Source organism: Arenimonas terrae (assembly GCF_006265115.1).
Taxonomy (GTDB): Bacteria; Pseudomonadota; Gammaproteobacteria; order Xanthomonadales; family Xanthomonadaceae; genus Arenimonas; species Arenimonas terrae.
On record NZ_SMDR01000001.1, the window covers coordinates 408,298 to 429,907 of the forward strand.

Annotated in this window: 17 protein-coding genes and 1 pseudogene; 6 read left to right on the forward strand and 12 right to left on the reverse strand. The window is 68.6% G+C overall.

Annotation, left to right across the window (positions count from 1 at the left end; genetic code table 11):
- The first annotated feature begins 3 nt into the window (after positions 1 to 3).
- From lysS to E1B00_RS01925, 3 genes are all read left to right on the forward strand, one after another.
- Positions 4 to 1,524, forward strand: a complete 1,521-nt coding sequence (gene lysS, locus E1B00_RS01915) for a lysine--tRNA ligase (protein ID WP_139445071.1) — start codon at positions 4 to 6, stop codon at positions 1,522 to 1,524.
- A 303-nt stretch (positions 1,525 to 1,827) separates the two neighbouring features.
- Positions 1,828 to 2,916: an HD domain-containing phosphohydrolase gene (locus E1B00_RS01920; protein WP_425456465.1), complete on the forward strand. Its 1,089-nt coding sequence runs from the start codon at positions 1,828 to 1,830 to the stop codon at positions 2,914 to 2,916.
- A gap of 33 nt (positions 2,917 to 2,949) precedes the next feature.
- Entirely contained in the window at positions 2,950 to 5,076 is a 2,127-nt protein-coding gene (locus tag E1B00_RS01925) for a hybrid sensor histidine kinase/response regulator (protein ID WP_139445075.1), read from the forward strand.
- A gap of 51 nt (positions 5,077 to 5,127) precedes the next feature.
- On the opposite strand, the gene E1B00_RS01930 is transcribed toward E1B00_RS01925, so the two are convergent.
- Entirely contained in the window at positions 5,128 to 6,018 is an 891-nt protein-coding gene (locus E1B00_RS01930; protein WP_139445077.1) for a crotonase/enoyl-CoA hydratase family protein, read from the reverse strand.
- Positions 6,019 to 6,160: 142 nt separating this feature from the next.
- Positions 6,161 to 7,843, reverse strand: coding sequence for a long-chain fatty acid--CoA ligase (locus E1B00_RS01935; protein ID WP_139445080.1), 1,683 nt, complete (start codon positions 7,841 to 7,843; stop codon positions 6,161 to 6,163).
- A gap of 151 nt (positions 7,844 to 7,994) precedes the next feature.
- Between E1B00_RS01935 and E1B00_RS01940 the strand changes: the two genes are divergently transcribed.
- Complete coding sequence (locus tag E1B00_RS01940) at positions 7,995 to 8,396, forward strand: nuclear transport factor 2 family protein (RefSeq protein WP_246048449.1); 402 nt, start codon at positions 7,995 to 7,997, stop codon at positions 8,394 to 8,396.
- Between the two features lie 133 nt (positions 8,397 to 8,529).
- Here the strand turns inward: E1B00_RS01940 and acnA are convergent.
- The 5 genes and pseudogenes from acnA to E1B00_RS01965 form a co-directional block, all read right to left on the reverse strand.
- Positions 8,530 to 11,208 (reverse strand): annotated as a pseudogene (gene acnA / locus E1B00_RS01945) (aconitate hydratase AcnA); the annotation flags it as partial.
- Between the two features lie 120 nt (positions 11,209 to 11,328).
- Positions 11,329 to 11,943: a high frequency lysogenization protein HflD gene (gene hflD, locus E1B00_RS01950; protein ID WP_139445084.1), complete on the reverse strand. Its 615-nt coding sequence runs from the start codon at positions 11,941 to 11,943 to the stop codon at positions 11,329 to 11,331.
- The gene (gene mnmA / locus E1B00_RS01955) at positions 11,940 to 13,100 is read right to left on the reverse strand and encodes a tRNA 2-thiouridine(34) synthase MnmA (protein ID WP_139445085.1); all 1,161 of its coding nucleotides are present in this window, start codon (positions 13,098 to 13,100) and stop codon (positions 11,940 to 11,942) included. Before mnmA ends, hflD begins: the two co-directional genes overlap by 4 nt.
- The gene (locus E1B00_RS01960) at positions 13,097 to 13,561 is read right to left on the reverse strand and encodes an NUDIX hydrolase (protein ID WP_139445087.1); all 465 of its coding nucleotides are present in this window, start codon (positions 13,559 to 13,561) and stop codon (positions 13,097 to 13,099) included. The genes mnmA and E1B00_RS01960 overlap by 4 nt, the downstream gene beginning before the upstream one ends.
- Positions 13,558 to 14,031 (reverse strand): hypothetical protein, encoded by a 474-nt coding sequence (locus tag E1B00_RS01965; RefSeq protein WP_246048450.1) that lies wholly within the window; start codon positions 14,029 to 14,031, stop codon positions 13,558 to 13,560. Before E1B00_RS01965 ends, E1B00_RS01960 begins: the two co-directional genes overlap by 4 nt.
- A gap of 141 nt (positions 14,032 to 14,172) precedes the next feature.
- Here E1B00_RS01965 and clpS point away from each other — a divergent pair, with 141 nt between their 5' ends.
- Positions 14,173 to 14,499, forward strand: a complete 327-nt coding sequence (gene clpS, locus E1B00_RS01970) for an ATP-dependent Clp protease adapter ClpS (RefSeq protein ID WP_139445089.1) — start codon at positions 14,173 to 14,175, stop codon at positions 14,497 to 14,499.
- A gap of 38 nt (positions 14,500 to 14,537) precedes the next feature.
- Positions 14,538 to 16,814 (forward strand): ATP-dependent Clp protease ATP-binding subunit ClpA, encoded by a 2,277-nt coding sequence (gene clpA, locus E1B00_RS01975; RefSeq protein WP_139445091.1) that lies wholly within the window; start codon positions 14,538 to 14,540, stop codon positions 16,812 to 16,814.
- 59 nt (positions 16,815 to 16,873) lie between these two features.
- Here clpA and E1B00_RS01980 read toward each other — a convergent pair whose 3' ends face one another.
- The 5 genes from E1B00_RS01980 to trxB all read right to left on the reverse strand — a co-directional run bounded on the left by E1B00_RS01980 (position 16,874) and on the right by trxB (position 21,406).
- On the reverse strand, positions 16,874 to 18,100 hold the full coding sequence (locus tag E1B00_RS01980; protein ID WP_139445092.1) for a hypothetical protein: 1,227 nt from the start codon (positions 18,098 to 18,100) through the stop codon (positions 16,874 to 16,876).
- A gap of 100 nt (positions 18,101 to 18,200) precedes the next feature.
- Positions 18,201 to 18,419, reverse strand: a complete 219-nt coding sequence (infA, locus tag E1B00_RS01985) for a translation initiation factor IF-1 (protein WP_034211033.1) — start codon at positions 18,417 to 18,419, stop codon at positions 18,201 to 18,203.
- An 80-nt stretch (positions 18,420 to 18,499) separates the two neighbouring features.
- Positions 18,500 to 19,246 carry a leucyl/phenylalanyl-tRNA--protein transferase gene (gene aat, locus E1B00_RS01990; protein ID WP_139445094.1) on the reverse strand — a complete coding sequence of 249 codons (747 nt, stop codon included), beginning with the start codon at positions 19,244 to 19,246 and terminating at the stop codon, positions 18,500 to 18,502.
- A complete protein-coding gene (locus E1B00_RS01995; protein ID WP_139445096.1) occupies positions 19,215 to 20,366 on the reverse strand; it encodes a GNAT family N-acetyltransferase in 1,152 nt (383 codons plus the stop codon). The genes aat and E1B00_RS01995 overlap by 32 nt, the downstream gene beginning before the upstream one ends.
- 89 nt (positions 20,367 to 20,455) lie before the next feature.
- Positions 20,456 to 21,406 (reverse strand): thioredoxin-disulfide reductase, encoded by a 951-nt coding sequence (gene trxB, locus E1B00_RS02000; RefSeq protein WP_139445098.1) that lies wholly within the window; start codon positions 21,404 to 21,406, stop codon positions 20,456 to 20,458.
- Between the last annotated feature and the right edge of the window lie 204 nt (positions 21,407 to 21,610).

Consider the following 21,610-nt stretch of genomic DNA (forward strand, 5'->3'; position numbering starts at 1 on the left):
GCCATGACCCAGCCCACCACGCCCCCGCCCGCCGCCGACGAGAATTCGCTGATCGCCGAGCGCCGCGCGAAACTCACGGCGCTGCGCGGGCAGGGCATCGCCTTCCCGAACGACTTCAAGCGCGAGCATTACGCGCAGGACCTTCAGGACGAGTTCGCGGACAAGGAGAAGTGGACCGCCGAATCGCTCGAGGCGCTCGACCGCCAGGTCGTGGTCGCCGGCCGCCTGATGGCCAAGCGCGTGATGGGCAAGGCCAGCTTCGCCCAGATCCAGGACATGAGCGGCCGCATCCAGCTCTACCTGCAGGGCGCGGACCTGGGCGAAAGCTACGAGGCCTTCAAGGGCTGGGACATCGGCGACATCCTGGCGGTGCAGGGCGGCCTGACCCGCACGCGAACCGGCGAGCTGTCGATCAAGGCGACCACCCTGCGCCTGCTGACCAAGTCGCTGCGGCCGCTGCCGGACAAGTTCCACGGCCTGGCCGACGTCGAACAGCGCTATCGCATGCGCTACGTCGACCTGATCGTGAATCCGGAGGCGCGCGAGGTGTTCGTGCAGCGTTCGCGCATCGTCTCGGCGATGCGCGCCTGGCTCGACGCGCGCCGCTTCCTGGAAGTGGAAACGCCGATGATGCATTACATCCCCGGTGGCGCCACGGCCAAGCCCTTCACCACCCACCACAACGCGCTGGGCCTGGACCTGTACCTGCGCGTCGCCCCCGAGCTCTATCTCAAGCGCCTGACCGTCGGCGGCCTGGAGCGCGTCTACGAGATCAACCGCAACTTCCGCAACGAGGGCGTGTCGACCCGGCACAACCCCGAGTTCACTATGCTGGAGCTGTACGAGGCCTACGCGACCTACCACGAGGTCATGGACCTGACCGAAGGCCTGATCCGCGACGTGGCGGTCAAGGCGCGTGGCACCGCGGCCCTGACCTGGGAAGGCATGGCGATCGACCTGGGCCCGGCCTTCCGCCGCTGGTCCATGACCGAGGCGGTGCTCGAGCACAACCCGGAGATCAAGCGCGAGGAGCTGCGGAACCTGGACGCCATGCGCGCGCACTGCCAGCGCCTGGGCATCAAGTTCAAGCCCAGCTACGGCTGGGGCAAGCTGCTGCTGGAAGTGTTCGAGAAGACCGTCGAGCACACGCTGATCCAGCCGACCTTCATCACCGACCACCCGGTCGAGGTCAGCCCGCTGGCCCGCGCCAGCGACCGCGACCCGGAGATCACCGACCGTTTCGAGCTGTTCGTCGGCGGCCGCGAGATCGCCAACGGTTTCTCCGAGCTCAACGACCCCGAAGACCAGAAGGCCCGGTTCCTGGCCCAGGTCGAGGCCAAGGAGGGCGGCGACGACGAGGCCATGCATTTCGACGCCGACTACATCCGGGCCCTGGAGTACGGCATGGCCCCGACCGGCGGCCTGGGCATCGGCATCGACCGGCTGGTGATGCTGATCACCGATTCGGCCTCGATCCGCGACGTCCTCTTGTTCCCGTACATGCGGCCCGAAGCCGGAACCTGAGCATTCGCTCAGGTTCCCCCACGGTTCGCTATGCGAACCGCGGGCCCCGGGCTCATCACTTCCAATCCCCCGCGGCTGCCGCCACGCCCCCCTTACCAAGGGGGAGGGAGTCTGTGCGTGCGCACAGCCTCCCCCACGATTCGCTTCGCGAACCGCGGGCCCCAATCTGCACTTTCCGATCCCCGCGGCTGTCGCCGCGCCCCCTTACCAAGGGGGCTTTCCTCCAGGAGGGTGTACGGCAGGAATGTCGGGCAAGTGCTTGCCGGGGTTGAATTCGCGGGAGTAAGCTGGGGTCGAGCCGCGATCCGCGGCAATCACGGTGTCCGCACCCGGGAGCTTCACGTGAACGTACTGATTGTCGACGACCAGCCTTCGCAGCGGACGATGTTCCGCCACCTGCTGGAGGACATCAGCCCGGAAGTGAAGGTCACCGATTTCGGCGATCCGGTGGAAGCCCTGCTCTGGTCCCAGCGCAGCTCGCCGGACCTGCTGCTGCTCGACTACCGCATGCCCAAGCTCGACGGCCTGGAGTTCGCCCGCCGCTTCCGCCGTCCGCTCTCGCACCGCGACGTGCCCATCATCCTGATCACCGTGGTCGGCGACGAGCCGATCCGCAATGCCGCGCTCGAGGCCGGCGTCATCGACTTCCTGGTCAAGCCGGTGCGCCCGCGCGAACTGCGCTCGCGCTGCCGCAACCTGCTGGCCCTGCGCCAGCAGCAGCAGAACCTGAAGTTCCGCGCCCACGAACTCGAGCGCCAGCTGCTCGCGCGCATGCACGAACTGGACGAACGCGAGCGCGAGATCCTGCACCGCCTGGCCAAGGCCACGTCCTACCGCGACGGCGGCCATGTCGCGCATTTCGAACGCATGGCGCGCTATTCCGCCCTCATCGCCGAAGCCCTGGGCCTGCCCGAGGACGAGGTGAAGATGATCGAGCTGGCGGCGCCGCTGCACGACATCGGCAAGATCGGCATCTCCGACAGCATTCTGCTCAAGCCCGGCAAGCTGACCGAAGAAGAGTACGCGGGCGTCAAGCAGCATCCGCGCCTGGGTTACGACATCCTGCGCGACAGCAGCAGCAAGTTCGTCCAGGTCGGCGCCAGCATCGCGCTCAGCCACCACGAGCGCTGGGACGGCAGCGGTTATCCCGACGGCCTGGCCGGCGAGGAGATCCCGCTGCCGGCGCGCATCGTCGGCGTGGCCGACGTGCTCGAGGCCCTCACCACCGTGCGGCCGTACAAGGAAGCCTGGACCCTGCAGGCCGCCCTGGACTACCTCAAGTCCCAGTCGGGCAGCCAGTTCGACCCGACCGTGATCGACGCGGTGCTGAGCCGGCGCGAGCGCATCGAGGAGATCCATCGCTACCTCGGCCCCGGCGCCGCCCAGGGCTGACGACGCGCAGGCCCTCCGGCCTCCCGCCGCCCCATGATCCGCGCCTTCGCCAACCGCCCGGACAGCGAGCACGGCCAGGCACTGGTCCGGCTGGCGATCGCGGCGGTGCTGCTGATCTACCTGGCCGGACTGGCCAGCGGCGCCAGTGCGGGGCGCGAGGTGCTGCTCAGCGTCTACGTGCTGCTGGCCGAGACCGTGCTCGGGCTGGGCCTGGTCATCGCCATCATCATGAACCCGGGCGTGTCGCATACCCGCCGGGTGATCGGCATGCTGGCCGACTACGGCACGCTCGCGGCGATGATGATCCTCAAGGGCGAGGTGCTGGCGCCGCTGTACGTGATCATCCTGTGGGTCACGGTCGGCAACGGCCTGCGTTTCGGCACGCATTATCTGTTCGCCGCGATCGGGCTGGCCCTGCTCACCTTCGTCACGGTGATCTTCAACACGCCTTACTGGCAGGCCAACCCCTATATCGCCTGGGGCCTGGTGGTGGGCCTGGTGGCGATTCCCGCCTACCTGATCACCCTGCTGCGCGACCTGCGCCGCGCCGGCGAGGAAGCCCGGCGCGCCAATGCCGCCAAGAGCCGCTTCCTGGCCAACATGAGCCACGAGTTCCGCTCGCCGCTCAACGGCATCATCGGCATGGCCGAGCTGCTCAGCAGCACCCGGCTGGCGCCCGAGCAGCGCGAAGCGGCCGACGTGATCCAGACTTCGGCGCAGACGCTGCTGCTGCTGGTCGAGGACGTGCTGGACATCTCGGCCATCGAGGCCGGCAAGCTCCGGCGCCAGGACTCGGACTTCTCGCTGCGCGAGCAGGTGCGCCGGATCCGCACCATGCTGCAGCCAATGGCGGCCAGCAAGAGCCTGCAGTTCACGGTCGAGGTCGCCGACGGCGTGCCGCAGCGGCTGCATGGCGATGCCGGGCACCTGAGCCAGGTGCTGCTGAACCTGCTGCACAACGCCATCAAGTTCACCGACACCGGCAGCGTGCGTCTGGACGTGCTGGTGCGCGAACACCGCGACGGCGTCGTGGCGCTGCGCTTCTCGGTGCGCGACACCGGCGTGGGCGTGCCGGCCGAAGACAAGGGCCGCATCTTCAAGGCTTTCGAGCAGGTCGACAGCGGGCCCACCCGGCGCTTCGGCGGCACCGGCCTGGGCACGACGATCGCCAAGACCCTGACCGAACTGCTGGGCGGCCGCATCGACCTGGAGGACAACCCGGGCGGCGGCACGCATTTTTTCGTCGACCTCGAGTTCCCGGTGGTGGTGGACGAGCCCGGAACCGCCGCCGCGGCCGATGGCGACGGCAAGGTCATCGCCTTCGACGATCCCTTCGTGCGGCACCGGGCGCGTGTCCGGCCGCTGCGCATCCTGGTCGCCGACGACATCCCGGCCAACCGGCTGGTGCTGCAGCGCATCCTCGAGAAGGCAGGTCATTCCGCCGTGTTCGCCGAGGACGGCGAGCAGGCGCTGGAGCGCCTGGAGGACGAAAACATCGATGCGGCCATCGTCGACCTGCACATGCCGGTCATGGACGGACTTGAGGTGATCAAGCAGGCGAGGGTGATGCAGGCCGGCGGTGCCCGCACGCCGATTCTGGTGCTCAGCGCCGACGCCACCGTGGATGCGGTGCGTGACGCCGAGGCCGCTGGCGCCTATTCCTTCCTGACCAAGCCGGTGGTGGCCTCGCGACTGCTCGAGTCGCTGGCCGAGATCGCCGGTGGCGTGCAGGACGAGCCGGTTGCGCGCAAGGACCGCCTGGTGCCGACCCTGCGCACCGATGTGCTGGAGGAACTGGCGGGCATGGGCCTGGGCAAGGACTTCCTGCACGATTTCGCGGAGCAGTGCCTCCGCGACGCCAGCCGCTGCCTGGCCGAAGCCGAACGCGGCGCGGCGACCGGGCGTTGGGAAGCGGTGCGCGAGGCCGCGCATGCGCTCAAGGGCGTGTCTGAAAACCTGGGTGCACAGGCACTGGTCGAACGCAGCACCGAGATCATGCGCTCCAGCGACGCGGTGCTCGGGAAGGAATGGCGGCGTTACCTCGGCCTGCTGGGCACGCTGCTGGAAGCGACGGCGGAGCAGGTGCGGCGCGAGCTGGCGCGAATTTCGGCCATTCCGCAAGGGGATGCCTCCCGCCCGCCGGACCACGAGTCCGGTTGACGCGGGAGTCCAGGCGGCCGCCGCCCTTGCACGACGGCCGCCCGGGGCGACTCACACGACCTGGCGCAGTTCCGGCACCTCGCCGACGCGGCGCTTCTGCGCGCGCACCAGGCGCTCCATCGTGCCCAGGCCGCGTTCGCTCAGGCGCATCGCGGCGTCCACCCAGGTCGTCGTGACGGCCATCAGCTCGTCCAGGCTGACCGGGTTGCAGGTGGCGCGCACGGTGTTCATCGAACGCAGGGCATTGCCCATGCGCTTGCGGCGGCGGACCAGTTCGCGCGCGGCCTGCAGGCCTTCGCCGCGCGGCACCAGCATGTCCACCACGCCCATGCGGTAGAGTTCTTCGCTGGAATAGACGTTGCCGTCGAGCATCATGCGCTCGGCCTGGGCCGGCGTGACGCGGCGCGACAGGAAGGTGTAGGCGCCCATGCCCGGGAACAGGTCGAACAGGACTTCAGGGAAGCCCATGCCGGTGCCTTCCTCGGCGATGATGGTGTGGCAGCACAGCGCGGCCTCGAAGCCGCCGCCCAGCGCCTCGCCCTGTACGACGGCGATGCTGTGCACGCGGTCGTCGGCCAGGCGCGCGAAGTGGAACGCAACCGAGACGCAGAGCTGGGCGTAGGCCAGCAGGCGGGCGCGGTCGCCGGTGCGGATCAGGCGGCTGAAGAGCTCCAGGTCGCCGCCGAGGTTGAACACGTCGGAATGCGAGGCGAGCACCAGGTGGCGGATCTCGCCGTTGTTGGCCGGCTCGTTGGCCATGCGCGCGGCGATCTGGCGCTGGCATTCGCGCAGTTCGACCAGCAGCGGTTCGGAGAAGCAGGGGCGGTAGCCGTTGCGGGTGTTGTGGTGCATGAAGCACCACTCGATGCCGGTTTCGGCCTCGGACTTGTGCTCGATGCTGTTGAAGCTGACCTCTCGGTTGATGCTCTCGACGATGGACATGGCGGTTCTCCGGGGCAAGGGTAGGGGCGTCGCCCTACACGGTTGTCAGGAGAAAGGCAAGGGCGACGGGGCGAGTGTACACCCGCCAGTCAGCTTGGCGATGTGACCCGGTCGACCCTCCGGAGGAGAGGGCGGGCGGCCCTCAGGCCGCCGGTTTGACGGCGTCGCGCAGCTCGCGGCGCAGGATCTTGCCCACGTTGGACTTGGGCAGTTCGGTCCGGAATTCGACCAGCTTGGGGTGCTTGTAGCCGGTGAGGTTCTCGCGGCAGAAGGCCTTGACCTGCTCGGCGGTCAGGTTCGGATCCTTCTTGACGATGACCACCTTCACGGCCTCGCCCGACTTCTCGTCCGGCACGCCTACGGCCGCCACTTCCAGCACCCCGGGCATCAGGGCGATGACGTCTTCGACCTCGTTCGGATACACGTTGAAGCCCGAGACCAGGATCATGTCCTTCTTGCGGTCGACGATGTAGAAGAAGCCTTTCTCGTCCATCTTGGCCATGTCGCCGGTGTGCAGCCAGCCTTCCGCGTCGATCACCTTGGCGGTCTCCTCCGGGCGCTGCCAGTAGCCGGCCATGACCTGCGGGCCGCGGATGCAGAGCTCGCCGACTTCGCCGACCGGCAGCTGCTGGCCGGCATCGTCCTTCACGCAGGCCTCGGTGGACGGGATCGGCAGGCCGATGGCGCCGTTGTAGTCGGCCAGGTCCATCGGGTTCATGCAGGCGGCGGGCGAGGTCTCGGTCAGGCCATAGGCCTCGACCAGGGTCACGCCGGTGACCTTCTTCCAGCGTTCGGCCACGGCCCGCTGCACGGCCATGCCGCCGCCGAGCGAGAGGTGCATGTGCGAGAAATCCACTTCGTCGAAGCCCGGCGTGTTGAGCAGGCCGTTGAACAGGGTGTTGACGCCGGTGATGGCAGTGAACGGGATCTTCTTGAGCTCGGCGACGAAGCCCTTCATGTCGCGCGGGTTGGTGATCAGGTAGTTCAGGCCGCCGAACTTCATGAAGACCAGGCCGTTCGCCGTCAGCGCGAAGATGTGGTACAGCGGCAGCGCGGTGATGATCACCTCGTGCCCGGGCTTGCTGTTCGTGCCCAGCCAGGCCGAGGCCTGCTGCATGTTCGCCACCAGGTTGCGGTGGGTGAGCATGGCGCCCTTGGCGACGCCGGTGGTGCCGCCGGTGTACTGCAGGAAGGCGATGTCGTGGCCGCGGATGTCGATGTCCGGCAGCGTGTGCCGGGCGCCGCTGGCGAGCGCCTCGCGGAAGCCGATGGCGCCGGGCAGGTCATAGTCCGGGACCTGCTTCTTGATGTGGCGCAGCACGAAGTTGATCAGCGCGCCCTTGGGGAAGCCGAGCATGTCGCCCACGCCGGTGAGGATGACCTGCTTGACCTGGGTCTGCCCGACCACCTCGGCCACCACGTGCGCGAAGTTCTCCAGCACGACGATGGCGCTGGCGCCCGAGTCCACGAGCTGGTGCTTGAGCTCGCGGGCCGTGTACATCGGGTTGGTGTTGACGACGGTGAGGCCGGCGCGCAGCGCGCCGAAGATCGCGATCGGGTACTGCAGGACGTTGGGCATCATCAGGGCGACGCGGTCGCCCTTCTTGAGCTTGAGCTCGTGCAGCAGGTAGTTGGCGAACTGCGTGCTGAGGCGGTCGACCTCGGCATAGGTCAGCTGCTTGCCGAAATTGGCGAAGGCCGGCCGGTCGCCGTAGGTGGCGCAGGCCTCATTGAGGACCGACACGATGGACGCATACTTGTCCATGTCGATCTCCGCCGGGATACCCTGCGGATAATTGGCCAGCCAAGGACGTTCCGAACCCATGCACCTACCCCCGATTGCCGAAAACTGCCGCCCGCAATCCGGGTCGCGCACGCGCGCCGCGGATTGGAGTATTCACTCGATTGGAGCATACCCCCCGGGGCCAGGCAAGGCGCCCGGCGTACGGAAACGCAGCGTCTTCACACTGCTGCTGGTGGCGCTGCTGGGGCTGCTCACCGGCTGTTCGCGCGAGCCCCCGGAACAGGCCCTGCGGGCCACCATCGCGACCATGCAGGCCGCCGCCGAGGCGCGCGATTCCGACGCGCTGGCCGAATCGATTTCGGAGGACTTCGTCGGCCCCGAGGGCATGGACCGGGACACGTTCCGGCGCTACCTGGCCGTGCTCTGGCTGCGCAATCGCGAGGTCGGGGTCAGCCTGGGGCCGCTGGAGGTCGAGCTGGTGGACGAACGCGCCAATGTCGGCTTCACCGCGGCGGCGACCGGCGGCGAAGGCTGGATGCCCGACCGCGGCCAGATCTACCGGGTGACCACCGGCTGGCGCATCGAAGGCGGGGAGTGGCGGCTGATTTCGGCGCGCTGGGAACCGACGCTCTGACCGGCCAATGAGAAGGGCGGCCGAGGCCGCCCTTCTTCACGCGCCGGACCGGGGGGCCGGATCAGGCGGCCTTCTTCGAAGCCAGCTGGCGCAGCACGTAGTGCAGGATGCCGCCGTGGCGGAAGTACTCGACTTCCTTCGGCGTCAGCAGCAGCACCTGGACCTGGAAGCGCAGCTCGGTGCCGTCCGGGCGCTTGGCCAGCACGGTCGCCTGCTTGGCGGCGCCGTCCTGCAGGCCGGTGATCGAGATCACCTCGTCGCCCTTCAGGCCCAGGGTCTGGGCGTTCTGGCCGTCCAGGAACTGGCAGGGCAGCACGCCCATGCCGACCAGGTTGGAGCGGTGGATGCGCTCGAAGCTTTCGGCCACGACCGCCTTCACGCCCAGCAGGTTGGTGCCCTTGGCCGCCCAGTCGCGCGAGGAGCCGGTGCCGTATTCCTTGCCCGCGAACACCACCAGCGGCACGCCCTCGGCCTTGTACTTCATGGCCGCGTCGTAGATCGCCAGCTTCTCGCCGGTGGGGTAGTGGATGGTGTTGCCGCCTTCTTCGCCGCCCAGCATCAGGTTCTTGATGCGGATGTTGGCGAAGGTGCCGCGCACCATGACGTCGTCGTTGCCGCGGCGCGAACCGTAGCTGTTGAAGTCGGCCGGCGCCACGCCGCGTGCCTGCAGGAACTTGCCGGCCGGCGAGCTGGCCTTGATGTTGCCGGCCGGGCTGATGTGGTCGGTGGTGATGGAGTCGCCGAACACGCCCATGACGCGCGCGCCCTGGATGTCGCTGATCGAACCGACCGACATCTTCATTCCGTCGAAGTAGGGCGGGTTCTTGATGTAGGTCGAGGCGTCTTCCCAGGCGAACTTGGCGCCGTCCGGCGAAGCGATCTGGTTCCAGCGGGTGTCGCCGGCGAAGACGTTGGCGTAGTTGAGCTTGAACATCTCCGGGCCGACGGTCCGGGCGATGAAATCGCCGATTTCCTTGTTCGAGGGCCAGATGTCCTTGAGGTACACCGGGTTGCCGGCCGGGTCGTGGCCGAGCGGCTCGGACGCCAGGTCGATGTCCACGGTGCCGGCGATGGCGTAGGCGACCACCAGCGGCGGCGAGGCCAGGTAGTTCATCTTCACTTCGGCGTGCACGCGGCCTTCGAAGTTGCGGTTGCCCGACAGCACCGAGGTCACGACCAGGTCGTTCTCGGCGATGCCCTTGGACACTTCGTCCGGCAGCGGGCCGGAGTTGCCGATGCAGGTGGTGCAGCCGTAGCCGACCACGTAGAAGCCGAGCTTCTCCAGGTCGTCGAGCACCCCAGCCTTCTTCAGGTAGTCGGTGACCACCAGCGAACCCGGGCCGAGCGAGGTCTTGACCCACGGCGCGGCCTTGAGGCCCTTGGCCACGGCGTTGCGGGCCAGCAGGCCGGCGCCCAGCATCACCGCCGGGTTGGAGGTGTTCGTGCACGAGGTGATGGCGGCGATGACCACCGAGCCGTCGGTCAGGTGCGCGTCCTGGTCCTGGATGCGGATCTTGGACCTTGGCTTGGAGGCCAGGTGTTCAGCCTGTTCCTGGGCCGCGCCTTCGGAATCCATGCGCGCGACGTCGCCGTTCTTCGGCTTGCGGTTGCTGGTCAGGCCGCCGAGGTTGGCGTTGAAGTTGGCCTTCATGTCGGTCAGCAGCACGCGGTCCTGCGGACGCTTGGGGCCGGCCAGCGAGGGCTTCACTTCGGCCATGTCCAGGTGCAGGGACGAGCTGTATTCGGCGTCGGCCGCGCCCGGAACGCGCCACAGGCCCTGGGCCTGGGCATAGGCCTTGACCAGCGCGATCTGCGCTTCGTCGCGGCCGGACAGGCGCAGATAGTTCAGCGACTCTTCGTCGACCGGGAAGATGCCGCAGGTGGCGCCGTATTCCGGGGCCATGTTGGCGATGGTGGCGCGGTCGGCCAGCGGCAGGTGGTCCAGGCCGTCGCCGTAGAACTCGACGAACTTGCCGACCACGCCGTGCTTGCGCAGCATCTGGGTGACGGTCAGCACCAGGTCGGTGGCGGTGGCGCCCTCGGGCAGCTTGCCGGTGAGCTTGAAGCCCACGACCTGCGGGATCAGCATCGAGCTCGGCTGGCCCAGCATCGCGGCCTCGGCCTCGATGCCGCCGACGCCCCAGCCCAGCACGCCGATGCCGTTGATCATCGTGGTGTGCGAGTCGGTGCCGAACACGGTGTCGGGGTAGGCGTATTCGACGCCGTCCTTGGTGGTGGTCATCACCACGCGCGCCAGGTGCTCGAGGTTCACCTGGTGCACGATGCCGGTGTTGGGCGGCACGACCTTGAAGTTGTCGAAGGCCTTCTGGCCCCAGCGCAGGAAGCTGTAGCGTTCCATGTTGCGCTCGAACTCGATCTTGCCGTTGAGGTCCAGCGCCTCGGCCTTGCCGAACACGTCCACCTGCACCGAGTGGTCGATGACCAGTTCGGACGGGATCAGCGGGTTGATCTGGTCGGCCTTGCCGCCGAGCTTGACCACCGCGTCGCGCATCGCCGCCAGGTCGACCACGCAGGGCACGCCGGTGAAGTCCTGCAGCACCACGCGGGCGGGCATGAAGGCGATCTCGGTATCCGGCTCCTTGCCCGCGTCCCAGGTGGCCACGGCTTCGATGTGGTCCTTGCCCACGGTCATGCCGCCGTCTTCGCAGCGCAGCAGGTTCTCCAGCAGGATCTTCATCGAATACGGCAGGCGGGCCAGGTTGAAGCGCTGGCTGAGCTTGGCGAGGCTGAAGTAGGTGTAGGTCTTGCCGTTGACGGCAAGCTGGTCGCGGGTCGCGAAGGAGTCGCTCATGGACAGGCTCCGGGCTGGATCGGGGAGAGGGCTGGGAGTGGCGCGCAAGGCTGCCGCGCTAGCCCGGCATTATGCCCGAAACCATACCCTCCCGTCCGCTGCCGGGGCTGCGACCAAGGTCTAGGCGCGCGCGGATTCCTGCCATTCGCGCGCCGCCTGCACCAGGGCGCGGCGGCCGAACAGGAAGTCCCAGTAGCTGCCGCCGAGCTGGCGCCAGAGCACCGCTGCGCGGATCGCCGCGAGCAGGGTGGCGCGCACTTCCCCGACCAGGTCGGGCTGGCCCAGGTAGACCGGATTGCCCTGGACCAGCACGCGCGGCCCGATCGGGCTCAGCTCTTTGGCATACAGCTCGCCCAGGCGCGAGAGCACGGTTGGATGGGTCGGGCCCCAGTGGTCGCGCTGGCGGGCGATCTCCTCCAGGCCCTTGCGCACGCCCTCGACCGCGGCATGGTTGGCAATGAAGCGGCGCTCCAGATGCAGCACGGTCATCGCCATGCGGGTGACCGCGGCGTCGCGGCCGCTGCCGCCCTCGAGCTGGTTGACCAGGCGGGCCAGGCCGATGTCGAGCTTGGCGGCGCCGTCGAACACGGCCTCCGGCGTTTCGGCGTCGAAGCGGAACAGGCTGTCGATGCAGGCACCGAGCGGCCGCGCTTCGGACTGGCCGTTCTGGGCCATCTGCTGGACCAGGTGCACGGCCTGGAGCAGGCCGGCGAGGGCGAGGGCACGATCCTTCATGCGGGACGGGAGTTCATCTCGAGGGGGGCATCGGTGGCGGCGATCACGGCACCGCCCAGGCACTCGTCGCCACGGTACAGGACCAGGGACTGGCCGGGCGTGACGGCACGCTGCGGGGACGCGAAGGCTACGGAAAGGCGGCCCTGCGCGTCCAGCGCCACGTCGCAGGCCTGGTCGGGTTGGCGGTAGCGGGTTTTCGCCGTGCAGCCGAACTCCGCGGCGGGCGGTGCGCCGGCGACCCAGTGCGCGGTCTCGGTCCAGAGCCGGCGGGACATCAGGTACGGGCTGTCGCCGCCCTGGTCCACGTGCAGGATGTTGCGCGCCACGTCCTTGCCGACCACGAACCAGGGCGCCGCGGCGCGGCCGCGCACGCCGCCGATCTGCAGGCCCTCGCGCTGGCCCAGGGTGTAATACCAGACGCCGGCATGCTGGCCCACGACCGCGCCGTCGACGCTGCGGATCTCGCCCGGCTGGGCCGGCAGGTAGCGGCCGAGGAAGTCGCGGAAATCCCGCTCGCCGATGAAACAGATGCCGGTGGAATCCTTCTTGGCCGCGGTCGGCAGCTTCGCCTCGGCGGCCAGGCGGCGCACTTCGGCCTTGGGCAGGTGGCCGATCGGGAACCGGGTGCGGGCCAGCTGCTCCTGGCCGAGCTGGTGCAGGAAGTAGCTCTGGTCCTTGCCCTCGTCGGCGCCGCGCAGCAGCTGCCAGCGGCCGTCGCGCCGGGCGACCTGCGCGTAGTGGCCGGTGGCGATGGCCTCGGCGCCCAGGGCGCGGGCCTCGTCCAGGAAGGTCTTGAACTTGATCTCGCGGTTGCACAGCACGTCCGGGTTGGGCGTGCGGCCGGCGCGGTATTCGGCGATGAAGTGTTCGAACACGCCGGCCCAGTATTCGCGGGCGAAGTTGCGGCTGTGGAAGGGGATGCCCAGCCGGCCGGCGATGCCCAGCGCGTCGCGGCGGTCGTCCTCGGCGCGGCAGTTGCTTGTCTGCGTCGCTCCCGGCTTCCTGCCTTCCGCGACGTTCGCACTCCCCTGTGCATCATCGTCCCAGTTCTGCATGAACAGCCCGGCGATCGACTCGCCCTGGCGCTGCAGCAGCAGGGCCGCGACCGACGAATCGACGCCGCCGGACAGGCCGACGATGACCCGGGCGCTGCTCATGGGCAGTGGGTGAGGGCCTGCAAGGGGAAACGCCGCCCGGACAGGAAATCCTCGACCGCCCGCCAGACCAGCGGGCTGCGGTGGCGGGCGGTTTCCGCCGCCAGTTCGGCCGGCGTCAGCCACAGGGCCTGCACGATGCCCTCGTCCAGCGTGCGGTCCGGATGGTGGCGCAGCGGCTCGGCCGCGAAGGCCAGGCGCAGGAAGTGCCGGCCGTCGGCCGGCGCCTTCCACTGGTAGGCGCCGATGAAGGCGGTCAGGGTCACTTCCCAGCCGGTTTCTTCCAGGGTTTCGCGCAGGGCGGCTTCCAGCAGGCTCTCGTCGGGCTCCAGGTGGCCGGCGGGCTGGTTGAGCACCAGTTCGCCGCGCACCCGTTCCTCGACCACCAGCAGGCGGCCGTCGCGCACCACCACGGTGGCGACGGTGACGTCAGGCTGCCAGAAGCGCCCCTCGCGATAGGTCAAAGGTCGTCCTTGCCGGTCAGGTCGAGTTCGACCTCGTCCGCGGCGGTGGCGGTCAGGTCGATGGCTTCGTCCAGTTCGTCGGCGCTGGCATCGGCGGCGATCTTGGTGACCAGCATCGCTACCTTCTCCTGCTTGACCCAGGAGCCGAGCTTGAGCGTGTTGCTGCGCTCGAGCAGGTCGTTGGCGATGGCGGCCGGGAAGGCCGCGCCTTCGGACTGGTAGCCCGGCGACCAGATCTCGCGCACGCGCATGTGGTTGGTTTCCTCGACCGCCGAGCGCACCCAGACCAGCTGCGTGCGGTTCTCGTCGATGCGTACGGTGATCTGGAAGTCGCCGTCGTCGTCGATGGTGAACGGCGTTCCCTTCTTCTCGAGCTGCGCCTTCACGACCGGATCGGCGTCGGCGGCATGGACGGCGGTGGCGGAGACGGCAAGGCAGGCGAGGGCGAGGCAGGCAGCACGCATGGTCATCGGAGTTCCCCTGGATTGGTATTGGGCCGGCTTTCCGGCCCGGCCATTGTCGGCGCAAACGCGGCGGGGCGTCCATGCCGCGGCCGGCCGCCGGCCGCGCTCTTGCAACCCGGCGGTCCCGGCCCGATTTATACTGCCGGCATGCCCCAAGACCCCCATCCCGAACGCGAACACGACCACGGCCTGGCGGTAGAGACGGCCAAGCCCGAGGTGGTGCGCCCGCCGCTGTACCAGGTGGTCCTGCTCAACGACGACTTCACGCCCATGGACTTCGTGGTCGAGGTCCTGCAGGTCTTTTTCGCCATGAACCGGGAAAAGGCCACCCAGGTCATGCTCCACGTGCACACCCGCGGCAAGGGCGTTTGCGGCGTCTACACGCGGGAAGTGGCTGAATCGAAAGTGACGCAGGTCAACGAATTCTCCCGGCAGCACCAGCACCCCCTGTTGTGCACCATGGAAAAGACCTAGGCTGGCCCCATATCGGAGCAAACGTTCCGGAGTAGCCCATGTTCAGCAAGGATCTCGAGTACACCATCGGCCAGTGCTACAAGCAGGCCCGCGAAGCCCGCCATGAGTTCATGACGGTCGAGCACCTGCTGCTGGCCCTGCTCGACAACCCGTCGGCGGCCAGCGTGCTCAAGGCCTGCGGCGCCGACCAGCCCAAGCTGGCCACCGGGCTGCGGCAGATCATCGCCGACACGGTGCCCGTGCTTCCGGCCGACGACCCGCGCGACACCCAGCCCACCCTGGGCTTCCAGCGGGTGCTGCAGCGCGCCGTCTACCACGTGCAGTCCTCGGGCAAGAAGGAGGTCACCGGCGCCAACGTGCTGGTCGCCATCTTCGGCGAGAAGGATTCGCACGCGGTCTACTTCCTCAATCAGCAGGAAATCACCCGCCTGGACGTGGTGAACTACCTCTCGCACGGCATCGCCAAGATCGGCGACGGTGCCGAAGAGAAGCCCGCGCCCGAAGCCAAGCCCGAGGGCGAGGAGGGCGGCGAGTCCAAGGGCAATCCGCTGCAGGAATTCGCGGCCAACCTCAACGAGCTGGCCCGCGAGGGCAAGATCGACCCGCTGATCGGCCGCGAGGACGAGGTCGAGCGCACCATCCAGGTGCTCTGCCGCCGCCGCAAGAACAATCCGCTGTTCGTGGGCGAGGCCGGCGTGGGCAAGACCGCCCTGGCCGAGGGCCTGGCCTGGCGCATCGTCGAGGGCCGGGTGCCGGCCGTGCTCAAGGACGCCACCATCTATTCGCTGGACCTGGGCGCCCTGGTCGCGGGCACCAAGTACCGCGGCGATTTCGAGAAGCGCCTGAAGGCGGTCATCCAGCAGATCCGCAAGGAGCCGGGCGCCATCCTGTTCGTGGACGAAATCCACACCATCATCGGTGCGGGTTCGGCCTCGGGCGGCACCATGGACGCGTCCAACCTGATCAAGCCGGTCCTGCAGAGCGGCGAGCTGCGCTGCATCGGTTCGACCACCTTCCAGGAATACCGGGGCGTGTTCGAGAAGGACCGCGCCCTGGCGCGCCGGTTCCAGAAGATCGACGTGGTCGAACCGACCGTGGCCGAGGCCGTGGCCATCCTCAACGGGCTCAAGACCCGCTTCGAGGCCCACCACGACGTCGAATACGCCAGCGACGCCATCCAGGCGGCGGTGGACCTGTCGGTCAAGCACATCAACGACCGCCTGCTGCCGGACAAGGCCATCGACGTGATCGACGAGGCCGGCGCCCGCCAGCGCCTGATGGACGCCGACAAGCGCAAGCAGGTCGTGGACGTCGAGGAGATCGAGCTGATCGTGGCCAAGATGGCCCGCATCCCGACCAAGCAGGTCAGCGCTTCGGACAAGGACGTGCTCAAGAACCTCGAGCGCAACCTCAAGATGGTGATCTTCGGCCAGGACCCGTCCATCGAGACCCTGGTGTCGGCGATCAAGCTGGCCCGTTCCGGCCTGGCCAATCCCGACAAGCCGATCGGCAACTTCCTGTTCGCCGGCCCCACCGGCGTGGGCAAGACCGAGGTGACCAAGCAGCTGGCGATGCAGCTGGGCATCGAGCTGGTGCGCTTCGACATGTCCGAATACATGGAGGCCCATTCCGTGAGCCGCCTGATCGGTGCGCCCCCGGGTTATGTCGGTTTCGACCAGGGCGGCCTGCTGACCGAGAAGATCGTCAAGACGCCGCACTGCGTGCTGCTGCTCGACGAGATCGAGAAGGCGCATCCGGACGTGTTCAACATCCTGCTGCAGGTCATGGACCGCGGCGTGCTGACGGATACGAACGGCCGCGAGGCCAATTTCCGCAATGTCGTGCTGGTGATGACCACCAATGCCGGCGCGGCCCAGGCGGCCCGCCGCACCATGGGCTTCGTCGAGCAGAACCACACCACCGACGCGCTGGAAGTGATCCGCAAGGCCTTCACGCCGGAGTTCCGCAACCGCCTGGACGCGATCATCCAGTTCGGCGCGCTGGGCATGGAGCACATCCTGCGCGTGGTGGACAAGTTCCTGATCGAGCTCGAGGCCCAGCTGCACGAGAAGCACGTCTCGCTGTCGGCCACGCCGGCGGCGCGGCAATGGCTGGCCGAACACGGCTTCGACCCGCAGATGGGCGCGCGCCCGATGGCGCGCCTGCTGCAGGACAAGATCAAGCGTCCGCTGGCCGACGAGCTGCTGTTCGGCAAGCTCGCCAACGGCGGCAAGGTCACGGTGGACGTGCGCGACGGCGAGCTGGTGGTCGATTCGCAGGCCGAGCCGGAGAAGCTGCTGCCCGCGACGGTCTGAACGACCGCGACTGGCCAGGACCAATGCCCGCCTTCATGGCGGGCATTGTCTTTCCGGGTTCAGCGCCATCGGGCCGGTGGCGGCATCCACTCGGATGGCGGGGACGGGGGCAGCGGCTCGCCGGGCGGGTGGACCGCGGTCCGATCGATCACCTCGATCTCCGCGCCGGTTGCTTCGGCGGCCTCGGCGACCTGTTTGCCTTCGGCCGGCGTTCCGACAAAAACGATGCGTGCATTCTTCATCGAACCCGGCGACCGGGCCCGCAGCGCCTTCACCAGCAGGGCCGCCAACCGGTCGGAGGTCGGAGACGCCAGGATGTAGCGGGTGCCCAGGTAGGGCTTGTCCGGGGAATAGCCCAGGATCCAGTCTGAAATGTCGGGGCTTTCATGGAATCCCGGATCTTCACCGGGGGCTGCCAGCACCATTCCGCCCATCGGTTCGTCGTCGCCCGCGATGCGGTCGCGCAACTCGAACAGGTAGCGGCGCCATTCCCTGGTATTCCGGGACGCCGGGGCCGCCAACGGCATTGCCCGGAGCCGGCGCAGTTCCTGCCAATCGGCCAGGCGCTGGTTCTCGCGGGGGATCGCCTCGGCCATCGCGCGCTTCCACGCCTTGCCGCCCGGAGGCAGCACCGTTCCGTCCGCGAGCCGGATGCGGACGGGTGCGTGTTTGCGAACTTCGTTGCGTACGTAGTTGGGATCGGGGTGCACGACCTGGAGTTCGAGCAAGCGACCGCCATTCACGAACCGGTGCTTGCCGCCCCACCAGCGCGAGCTGACGGACCTTGGAAGGTGGTGGAGATAGGCCGGCGGCAGGATCTCTTCTAGCGACAGCTTTCGCACCAGGCGGCCCTCGCGATCGTAGATGGCGATGGTGTCATCGCCGTATCCGGCCGAGTGCCAGTTGTCGAACGTGACGAGGAACGAGGCATCGTCCGCCAACAGCGCGGACACCGGCCCGACGTCGTTGACCAGCGGCCTCTGCCAGATCAGTCGCCAGGCGCCCCGTTCGGCCCGCTGCTCGACGCGGGCGATCGGCGTTCGTTGGGCCTCGTCAGCACGTTGGCCCGCCGGCTCGACGCCGTCGATCTTGTCCTGGAAATACGCCAAGTTCCCGCCCAGCGGTCGCGGGGTGACGGTCACCCGGAACTGGCGGTTCGCGGAGAACGTGACCTTGGTTTCCGGCGATCCCCAGGAATCCGCCGACGCCGATGCCGGAAAGAGCATCGGCACGACAAGGGCAAGGAGGAAGGCAAGCGCGCGTGGGGCGGCGTGGGCTCTGGTCATTGCCGGAGTCTAGCGCTGCGCCGGCGATCCCGGACGGACCCGAAGCGGACAAATCAAAACGGCGGCCCAGGGCCGCCGTTCTTGTTGCCAGGACCGCGTATTACTTCATGCGGTAAGTGATGCGGCCCTTGGTCAGGTCGTAAGGAGTCATTTCGACCTTGACCTTGTCGCCGGTGAGGATGCGGATGTAGTTCTTGCGCATGCGGCCGGAGATGTGGGCGGTGATGACGTGGCCGTTCTCGAGCTTGACCCGGAACATGGTGTTCGGAAGGGTCTCGAGCACCGTGCCTTCGAATTCGATGGAATCGTCTTTGGACATTCTTGGTTTCGCTGGACGGAAAAGCCGCCCTTGGAAGCCGCGCATTCTGCCATGCCCTTGCCGGGCTTGCAAAAATTTGGTTAATCCGGGGTCGGGCCGGCCAGGGCCGCGGCCGGGAAAGCCGCCACCCGCGCGGTCCAGGGCCCCGGTTCGGCCGCCAGGGCGGTCAGCCGGGCGACCTCGGCCAGGAAGGCGGGGCGCGGCATCCGCCGCCCGCCCAGGCTCAGCAGGTGCGGGTTTTCGACCTGGGCGTCGAGCAGGGGCCAGCCCCATCCGCGCAGGATCCGGACCAGGCCGGCCAGCGCCACCTTCGAGCCGCCCGATTCCGCGCTGAACATGCTCTCGCCGAAGAACATCCGGCCCACGGCCACGCCATAGATGCCGCCGACCAGGCGCGGCCCGTCGAACACCTCGACGCTGTGGGCATGGCCCAGCCGGTGCAGCTCGACGTAGGCCGCGCGCATCTCCGGCGTGATCCATGTGCCGTCCTGGCCTGGCCGCGGGCAACGCGCGCAGGCGTCGATGACCGCCGCGAAGGCGGTGTCGGCGCGGACCTGCCAGGGGCTGCGGCGCAGGTCGCGGCAGAGGCGGCGCGACAGCGCGAAGGCGTCGGTGCGGAACACCAAACGCGGGTCCGGGCACCACCACAGGATCGGTTCGCCGGCCGAGTACCAGGGGAAGATGCCGTGCCGGTAGGCGTTGAGCAGCCGCGCCGGCGACAGGTCGCCGCCCATGGCCAGCAGCCCGTTCGGATCGCGGGTGGCGCCGTCGGCGGGCGGGAAGGGCGCCGAGGGATCAGGCGGCAGCAGGGGCAGGCGGATCGGCATCGCGGTAGGGGCTGTGGGCCAGCACGGCCCGATGGTAGTCGGCGGTGCCGGCGCGTTCGCGGGCGCACCACTCGGCCAGGGCCGGTGCGAACTCCGGGTCGGCGACCCAATGCCGGCTGTGCGTGGTCGCCGGCAGGAAACCGCGGGCGACCTTGTGTTCGCCCTGGGCGCCGGGTTCGAACACCTGCAGGCCCTCGCGCAGGCAGTAGTCGATGCCCTGGTAATAACAGGTCTCGAAATGCAGGCCGGGCGCCGGTTGCGCCTCGCTGCTGCCCCAGTAGCGGCCGTACAGGCGGTCGCCGCCGCGCAGGCAAAGCGCGCCGGCCACGGTTTCATCGTCCCTCTCGGCCAGGAACAGCACCAGCTGGCGCGGCATCGCCGAAGCCAGGTGCCGGAAGAACTCCAGGGTCAGCGCCGGATGGTTGCCGTAGTCGCCGAAGGTGCGGCAGTAGAAGAAGTGCATCGCCGCCAGGTCGTCGTGGCTGGCCTCGTCGCCGTGCACGGTGCGCAAGCGGTAGCCGGCGCGACGGACCTTGTCGCGCTCCTGGCGCAGGTTCTTGCGCTTCTTGGGCAGCAGCGCCGCCAGGAAGTCGTCGAAATCGCGCCAGCCGCGGTTGCGCCAGTGGTACTGCACGTCCTGCCGCGCCATCCAGCCGGCGCCGAAGGCGTCGTGCTCGCCCTCGGGATGGAAGTTCACGTGCACCGACGACAGCCCGTCGCCGCGCGCCCGTTCGACCAGCGCCGCCGCCAGCGCGCCGCGGTCGCCGGCGTCGCGGGCCAGCAGGCGCGGGCCGGTGACGGGCGAGTAGGGCACGGCCACCAGCCACTTCGGGTAGTAGTCGCGGCCAGCGCGGGCATAGGCCGCGGCCCAGGCCTGGTCGAACACGAACTCGCCGTGCGAATTGGACTTCAGGTAGGCCGGTGCCGCCGCCACCAGCGCACCGTCGCGCCAGAGCGTGGCGTGCCGCGGCGTCCAGCCCCAGCGCGGGCGCAGGCAGCCTTCGCGCTCCAGGCCGGACAGGAAAGCGTGTTCGACGAAGGGATTGCGGCGGTCGTGCAGCGCGTCCCAGGCGTCGGCGGGAATCTCGTCGAGGCGGGCGTGCAGGCGCAGTTCGGGCATGGGCCGAGATTACCCCGCCGGCCGTGGCGGCGGGGTGTGCGGAAAGCGGCGCAGGGCGCGCTGCCGGCGGAGGCCGGCGCGCGGCGGGCTCACTCCTTGTCCAGGAACTTCTCGGCGTCCAGCGCCGCCATGCAGCCGAAACCGGCCGAGGTGATGGCCTGGCGGTACACCTGGTCGGCGACGTCGCCGGCGGCGAACACGCCCGGGATGCTGGTGGCGGTGGCATTGCCCTCCAGGCCCGACTTGATGGTCAGGTAGCCGTTGCGCATCTGCAGCTGGCCCTCGAACAGCGAGGTGTTGGGCGTGTGGCCGATCGCCACGAAGAAGCCCTGCACCGCGATCTCGCGGGTCGAATCGTCCTTGGTCGAACGGATGCGCATGCCCGACACGCCGGAGTCGTCGCCCAGCACCTCGTCCACGGTGTGGTCCCAGATCAGCTCGACCTTGCCGGCCTGGGCCTTGGCGAAGAGCTTGTCCTGCAGGATCTTCTCCGAACGCAGCTTGTCGCGGCGGTGCACCAGGTAGACCTTGCGCGCGATGTTGGACAGGTACAGGGCCTCTTCGACGGCCGTGTTGCCGCCGCCGATCACCGCCACGTCCTGGTCGCGGAAGAAGAAGCCGTCGCAGGTGGCGCAGGCGGAGACGCCCTTGCCCATGTACTTCTGCTCGCTTTCGATGCCCAGGTACTTGGCGCTGGCGCCGGTGGTGATGATCAGGGCGTCGGCGGTGTACTCGCCGCTGTCGCCGACCAGGCGGAAGGGCCGGCGGGCGAGGTCGGCAGTGTGGATGTGGTCGAAGATGATCTCGGTCTCGAAGCGCTCGGCGTGGGCCTGCATGCGCGCCATCAGGTCCGGGCCCATCAGGCCGTGGGCGTCGCCCGGCCAGTTGTCGACCTCGGTAGTGGTCATCAGCTGCCCACCCTGCTGCAGGCCGGTCACCAGCACCGGCTTGAGGTTGGCGCGGGCGGCGTAGACCGCGGCGGCGTAGCCGGCGGGGCCGGAACCGAGGATGAGCAGGCGGCTGTGCTTGGGGGCGGTCATGTATGATTCTTCGGGCTTATGAAGGGGCAGCGCGGCGGCGGCGGAAGCGGAGTTCCGCGGCGGTCGCGAAGGTCCCGTAGCTTGTAGGCCGAAGCAGGGCAAATCAAGGCAAGCGCTCCGGCCACTGTGTTTCGGGCCAGCCCGGCGGAAGACTGGGCGCGTCACCATGAATTGCTGTATAAACAGCCATCTATAACGTTTTCC